Source organism: Mesorhizobium sp. M5C.F.Ca.IN.020.29.1.1 (assembly GCF_003997375.1).
GTDB classification, from domain to species: domain Bacteria; phylum Pseudomonadota; class Alphaproteobacteria; order Rhizobiales; family Rhizobiaceae; genus Mesorhizobium; species Mesorhizobium wenxiniae.
The window spans coordinates 1-6,325 of the sequence record NZ_RZSW01000372.1; the positions used below are offsets into that span (position 1 = coordinate 1).

Consider the following 6,325-nt stretch of genomic DNA (forward strand, 5'->3'; position numbering starts at 1 on the left):
TTATTACCCAGTTGATGAACTATATGGCCAAAGAGCTGCCTGGGCGGGGTGAGCACCGCGTCCTGATCTTGCTCGACGAGTTCCAGAATCTCGGGAAACTCGAAAACGTCATGGAAGCGGCCACCATCCTCGGCGGCTATGGCGTGCCGACCTGGTTCTTTGTCCAGTCGCTCAAGTCGGTGGACACCATCTATCGCGAGGAAGGCCGTAAAACGCTGGTCAACTCCGCGCGGGTCCAGGTGTTTTTCGGCGCGCAAGACGCCGAAGACCTGAAATACATTTCCGACACGCTGGGCGAGCGCACCGAAGTCCAGAAGGATGTCAGCAAGACCCATGCGACGATGTTCGACATGCATCACGCGCGCACCGTGCATGTGAAGGAGGTCCGTCGGCCCTTGATGCGTCCTGACGAGATCCGCACCATGAGTCGGAACAAATGCATCATCCTTCCTCGCGGCTCGCATGCGATTTTCGGCACGCGCAATTTTTATTTTGCCGACGCTGAGCTGTCGAAACGTGCCTGGATGCCGATCCCGGCCTTCAAAGCGTCGGCTGCCAAGGAGGAAGAACCGGATGCCGGCCGGAAAGCAGCACCAAAACCGAATGCTGGATTTGGCGACATGTTGGTTCCGCCGCGGTTTGCGCACCCGAACGAAGCGGCGCCTGCGTCAACGCGGCGGCGCGGCGCTGTTTTCGCGGCCAAGGCCGGCCGGCGCCCTCCCCCACCAACGCGCCCCGTCACCGTGACGACCTACATTGCAGCTAACCCTAAACGATCAACCAATCGGCCACCCCTACCTCGGAACACGCCTGACCTGGCTGCGATTACGCGCGCCGCCGAGCGCAACCATGCTGTATCGACTGAAGCCCAGGCGAAGATTGCGGAGGCGATCAGCCGGGTGGCGAAGGTCGCCGGGAAAGCGGCCAATAAATCGGAAGCAGACGCCGGCTTGCGCGATCTCGAGACAGCCTTGCAGGGCGTTGATTAGTCAAGACCCTGCAACGTCAGTGCGGCGCGCCGCCTTGAAAAAGATACCGATATCCGGTCGTCGTCATCCAGCGCGCACGCGCCAGATGCGTTTCCCAAGCTCCGTGTGCCCGGTCCGGTTCGCGGTCCGGATCTATATGCAGTACGACACGCGCTACTTCACGCCAATCGGCATCCACCGCCGCTGCATCGAGCAAACGCAGATAGGTCACAAAGTGCTCTTCGTCATAGCCCGTCAGGATCGGGGACTGGGGTGCTTCGTCCGCGACATCAGGATCAAGCGGCGGTTTTATCGGCATAGCGACTGCTCGTTATCGTCGTCGCGACCGCTTCGATACCAGCGATCGCCCACCTGCCTATCTCGCATTCGCCTTGGTACATCATCGGTCGGTTTGTCAACTTCACAAGTGGAGTGTAGCGCGAAATGAGACCTGGCGACCCAAGCGATTCATCGCGCGGGAAGGTCGCAGAAGGGGTTGGAAGTACGGTTCGCCCGTCCATCTGAACGAGCAAGGAGCGCCATTTCTCGACGTTCCCGTGGCTTCTCCAAAGCGGCCGTTCGACTTGGGCCAAGCCAGAGCAGATTTCAGCAAAGGAGTGGGCTGTGTTCATTCAAGGCCACTCTAGACCGCGCTGGGCGGCGGGCACACTGGTCGCCAATCACAATAACGCACTGCCTGCAACACCTTCTCGTGCGATAAGTCTCTTGGTAAGCCAATCAGGATCCATTTCCGGTACTGATGAGAGTAGCAGTTTTGTGTAATCCGGATAGGGAGGCTCCAGAACCTCGCTCTTCATGCCCTGTTCTATTACTATACCCTTATGCATTACCACAATCTCATCGGCAATTGCCCGAACGGCAGCGATGTCGTGGGTTATAAAAATGTATGACAGACCCAACTGTTTCTGAAGACGAAGTAACAGCTTCAGGATCTCTTCCTGTACAAGCTGGTCGAGCGCTGAAGTTACCTCGTCACAAATGACTAGGTCTGGATCGGCTGCCAACGCTCGCGCGAGCGAAACCCGCTGCTTTTGACCACCCGATAGCTCCCCAGGCAGACGCTCCAAGTGATTTTCGTTCAGTTCGATCATTTCGATTAGATCGACAATTCGACGTTCCAGAGCACTTCCTTGCAAGCCTGAGTAGAATTGCAGTGGCCGTCCGATCAACTCGCGAACAGTATGCCGTGGATTTAGTGCCGTATCAGGTGATTGGTATACCATCTGAATCCGGCGCAACATCTCACGGTCGCGAGTCTCAAAGGTGGCAGGAAGTAGCTTTCCATTGAAATATATTTCGCCGCTGGTCGGCGGCAGAAGCCCTGTCATGACGCGTGCGATCGTCGACTTGCCAGAGCCTGATTCTCCCACAATCGCCACCGTTCGCCCGCGTGGAATCCGGAGAGACACTTGGTCAAGCACCCTGTGTCCGTCGTTGGAATAAGCCGCGCTGATACCCTGGACGCGGAGGATTGTGTCGTCGTTTGGCTCTTCGATTTTTCTGAGGTTTCGTACCGCCCAAAGCGAACGGGTGTAGTCCGCCCTCGGGCTATGCAGCATCTCACGGGTAGGCGCTTCCTCAACTGTTTCCCCATGACGTAGCACCATAATCCGGTGGGCCATTTGTGAGACCACCGCAAGATCATGGGTGATGTAGATTGCTGCGGTGTTGAATTTTTCTACAATGTCACGAATAGCTGCCAGCACTTCCACCTGAGTTGTAACATCAAGCGCGGTAGTTGGCTCGTCGAGAACGATGATGTCGGGGCGGCAGGACATGGCCAGAGCCATCATTATCCGCTGTAGTTGCCCCCCCGAAACCTGATGGGGATATCTTGAGCCGATGTTTTCGGGATTCGGGAGCTTGAGTAGTTTGTAGAGGATTTTGACATCGGCTTCTGCCTCCGCCCGTGATTTGAGATTGTTCCTGGTTGCAACTTCAATCGTCTGCTTGAGGAGCCGGTGGGCAGGATTAAAGGAGGCGGCAGCGCTTTGCGCAACATATGCAATCCGAACACCACGCAGGCTCCGTTTTTGCTTCTCGCTCGCTTCCAGTAGATCGATTCCATCGAACATCACCGTGCCGCCTGTAAATCGGCAGCCATTACGCACGTACCCCATGGCAGCAAGCCCGATGGTCGACTTTCCTGCTCCCGACTCCCCAATGATGCCAAGGACTTCTCCCCGCCGCAAAGTCAAATCGATGCCGTGCAAAATTGGCGACCAATTGTCATCGCTGTGGCCTTCAACCCGCAGGTTTCGCATCTCAAGCACCACTTGGCCCTTGGTGCGGAAATCTTTTGAAGAGTCAACGATCATTAGGAAGTCCACTTGTCCGATGAATTACCCAATCGACGACGTAGTTCACCGCGACAGTGAGTAGTGCAATGCAACCGGCGGGCAGCAGCGGCGTGATATCGCCATAACTGATCAACGCCGCGCTCTCCCGCACCATCGACCCCCAGTCGGCCGTAGGTGGTTGGATGCCTAGACCGAGAAAGGACAGTGCGGAAATTGTCAAGAAAACGAAGCAGAACCGAAGGCCGAACTCCGTTATGAGCGTCGGCAAGATGTTCGGCAGAATCTCGCGCGCAACTATCCACGTGAGCTTCTCCCCTCTGAGTCTCGCCGCTTCGACGAAATCCATCACGGCCACGTTCATCGCCACCGACCGCGTGAGCCTAAAGACGCGAGTGGAGTCAAGAACAGCTATGATAATGATGAGGTTCAACACTGACGAACCAAAAATCGAAAGTAGAACAAGGGCGAAAATCAAAGCTGGTATGGCAATTAGCGCATCGACCGCACGTGACAAAAGTTGATCTAGCCAACCCCGCAGCACTGACACGAGAATTCCGAGCGCGCCACCCACGAAAAAAGAGGCGAGGGTCGCGGCGAGCGCGATTCCCAGAGTATTTCTGGCCCCGTATATCATCCGCGTTAACACGTCTCTCCCGAGCTGATCGGTACCCAGCGGGAAGCTTGCAGACCATTGGTCATAAGGGAGCGCCGACACGATCTCCGATTCCCCATGCGGCGCAATCAAAGGTGCAAAAACCGCGGTCAAGCCATAAAGGGCTATTACCGCCATGCCGAACCAAGCCGACCACGGTGCCTTCTTCAGCTCCCGAGATGCGACCGATCTAAAGGACCGGCGCCTTCGCATCTTGGGATATTGTTGGGAGGTATCCTGGCGAACGCTCATTTTGGGTGTAAAAGCCTCGGATTGGTTGCGATCGCGATGATATCGGCCATCAGGTTCAATAAAATATAGGTTGAGGCAAAGATCAGCGCGGATGCTTGAACGACAGGGATATCGCGGGAACGCACAGCGTCGACTGTGGCTTGTCCTATGCCAGGATAAACAAAAACGACCTCAACGACCACAATACCCACCACTAGGTAAGCAAGATTGAAAGCTATCACGTTAGCGATGGGTGCCCAGGCATTTGGCAGCACGTGCCCTAGAATAATATGCGCTGGCGAAACGCCTTTGAGCTGCGCCATCTCTACATAAGGACTGCCTAGCAGACCTATGAGCGCGCTTCGCGTCATTCGCATCATGTGGGCTACAATCACCAGAGTAAGCGTGAGAACGGGGAGCACAACTCGCTTGAGGCTCTCGAAGAGGCCCATCTCAGCATCGATGTTGGCGAGGGAGTGAAAGATCGGGAATTTGACAGCTAGGAACAACATAAGAATATACGCAACGAAAAACTCCGGAAACGAGATAGCAGTCAAAGTAGCCGCATTAATAGCCCGGTCGAACCAACTGTCGCGGTAGAGGGCTGCCAATACTCCCAGCAACAGAGCGAGCGGCACCGCGATCACGGCCGTTATTCCACCCAGAAAAAGAGTATTGCGTAGCCGGGGGCCTATTATTTCTGCCACACTGCGTTGAACGCCTGCGCGCGAAGCAAAGGACAAACCAAAGTCGCCATGAATTACCCCGCCGATCCATTCTAGGTACCGCATACTAGCGGGCTTATCCAAGCCAATCTCCTTCTGAAAGGCCGCCACCGTCTCGGGTGTAGCTGATTGACCAAGAATAGATTTTGCAAAGTCACCCGGTAAGAACTCGACAGCCGAAAATATGATGAGCGAAACAACGACTAGCGTGATTAAGCCGAGGCCGAGACGCTGAAGTATGGTGCGGATAAGAGGATACATTCTTAATCCTACATTCTATTGTGCATGCTAAACTTTTCGTACATTGCTATCTCCATTCTTTTAGTGTAGGCATAATGGCAACGATCTACCGAGGTGACAATGCCAAAAATAGTTAATCATGAGAATCGACGCCATGATATAGCAGCTGCAGCTTGTCGGGCAATCGCTAAACATGGACTAGATGATGTAACTCTTGTACAGATCGCAAGGGAATCCGGACATACCACTGGCATGCTTGCGCATTATTTTCCTACAAAGTGGGATGTTATAATTGCTGCGCTCGAACTAATGCATGTCAGAATCGAGAAACGGCTTTCGCTACGGCTCAACTCCCAAGCCGGCGATATGGCTGATCTCATGCGAGACGTGCTGCCATTAGACGAGGAACGGCGGGCCGAGACTGCTGCATGGCTGACCTTCTGGGGCGCTGCCCTAAAGCGTCCCGATTTGCTGGAGATGTCCAACCAAACGCACCTCGACTGGCGCGCGCTGATTAGGCGTTGCCTTCTTGTCAGCACGCCTTCATCTGCGAATTGGGAAGAGCCAGCCATGACGCACGTTGTCTCTTCAATTGTGGTTTTCATGGACGGCATCTACGTAAAAGCATTGACGCGTGCGTCGGCATACCCGGAAAACGTGCAAGTTGAGCTCCTTACTACTCACATACATTCTTTGCTTAGATGGGCGGATGAACGATCATGTCAGTCTGCTTCCCATCTTGCGAATTCATCCTCGGCCACTTCTCGCAACCTGAAATCGGCACCCCAAAAGAGGGGTTGACGGACCGGTGCGTGGACGAACCTAGTAAGCGATTGGCCAAAACCGTTGGCCAATCGCGGTTTCAGCGGCGAGCCGACCGGCAGCGTCAATTGCTCGCCCACCAGCGCTCCGCAATTTTCATTCCATCGACGTCCCACCCAGGGATCAGATCGCCGTGCGCGACTTTCTTCGAGTGAGCCGAGACGTACCGCGGGAAGGCGAGCACAATTTGTCCGCCGTCATCATGGAGAAGTTGCTGCGCTTCGGCGTAAATCTCCGCACGCTTCTTATCATCGAGTTCGGAACGCCCTTCGACCAAAAGCTCGTTGAAGCGTGGGTTCTTCCAAAAAGTCTCGTTCTGGTTGGATTCTGCCGCATAGGCATAGGTAAGGAACCAGTCGACTGTAG

Annotated in this window: 6 protein-coding genes and 1 pseudogene; 2 read left to right on the forward strand and 5 right to left on the reverse strand. The window is 54.9% G+C overall.

Annotation, left to right across the window (positions count from 1 at the left end; genetic code table 11):
- The coding region (locus EOA85_RS24410; protein ID WP_206523358.1) for a TraG/TraD/VirD4 family protein at window positions 1-989 on the forward strand (989 nt) is incomplete at its 5' end.
- Window positions 990-1,005: 16 nt separating this feature from the next.
- Here the strand turns inward: EOA85_RS24410 and EOA85_RS24415 are convergent.
- The 4 genes from EOA85_RS24415 to EOA85_RS24430 form a co-directional block, all read right to left on the reverse strand.
- Complete coding sequence (locus tag EOA85_RS24415; RefSeq protein ID WP_127211473.1) at window positions 1,006-1,287, reverse strand: DUF2285 domain-containing protein; 282 nt, start codon at window positions 1,285-1,287, stop codon at window positions 1,006-1,008.
- A gap of 361 nt (window positions 1,288-1,648) precedes the next feature.
- On the reverse strand, window positions 1,649-3,307 hold the full coding sequence (locus EOA85_RS24420; RefSeq protein ID WP_127211474.1) for an ABC transporter ATP-binding protein: 1,659 nt from the start codon (window positions 3,305-3,307) through the stop codon (window positions 1,649-1,651).
- Window positions 3,297-4,079 carry an ABC transporter permease gene (locus tag EOA85_RS24425; protein ID WP_281033781.1) on the reverse strand — a complete coding sequence of 261 codons (783 nt, stop codon included), beginning with the start codon at window positions 4,077-4,079 and terminating at the stop codon, window positions 3,297-3,299. Before EOA85_RS24425 ends, EOA85_RS24420 begins: the two co-directional genes overlap by 11 nt.
- A gap of 110 nt (window positions 4,080-4,189) precedes the next feature.
- Window positions 4,190-5,158 carry an ABC transporter permease gene (locus tag EOA85_RS24430; protein WP_127211476.1) on the reverse strand — a complete coding sequence of 323 codons (969 nt, stop codon included), beginning with the start codon at window positions 5,156-5,158 and terminating at the stop codon, window positions 4,190-4,192.
- A gap of 99 nt (window positions 5,159-5,257) precedes the next feature.
- On the opposite strand from EOA85_RS24430, the gene EOA85_RS24435 reads away from it, so the two are divergent.
- A complete protein-coding gene (locus EOA85_RS24435) occupies window positions 5,258-5,938 on the forward strand; it encodes a TetR/AcrR family transcriptional regulator (protein ID WP_127211477.1) in 681 nt (226 codons plus the stop codon).
- A gap of 85 nt (window positions 5,939-6,023) precedes the next feature.
- Here EOA85_RS24435 and EOA85_RS37695 read toward each other — a convergent pair.
- Window positions 6,024-6,325 (reverse strand): annotated as a pseudogene (locus EOA85_RS37695) (peptide ABC transporter substrate-binding protein); the annotation flags it as partial.

Coding starts and splice junctions, on each gene's coding strand:
- EOA85_RS24415 (WP_127211473.1), bottom strand. CDS start 1,287: ATGCCGATAAAACCGCCGCTTGATCCTGATGTCGCGGACGAAGCACCC.
- EOA85_RS24420 (WP_127211474.1), bottom strand. CDS start 3,307: ATGATCGTTGACTCTTCAAAAGATTTCCGCACCAAGGGCCAAGTGGTG.
- EOA85_RS24425 (WP_281033781.1), bottom strand. CDS start 4,079: ATGGCGGTAATAGCCCTTTATGGCTTGACCGCGGTTTTTGCACCTTTG.
- EOA85_RS24430 (WP_127211476.1), bottom strand. CDS start 5,158: ATGTATCCTCTTATCCGCACCATACTTCAGCGTCTCGGCCTCGGCTTA.
- EOA85_RS24435 (WP_127211477.1), top strand. CDS start 5,258: ATGCCAAAAATAGTTAATCATGAGAATCGACGCCATGATATAGCAGCT.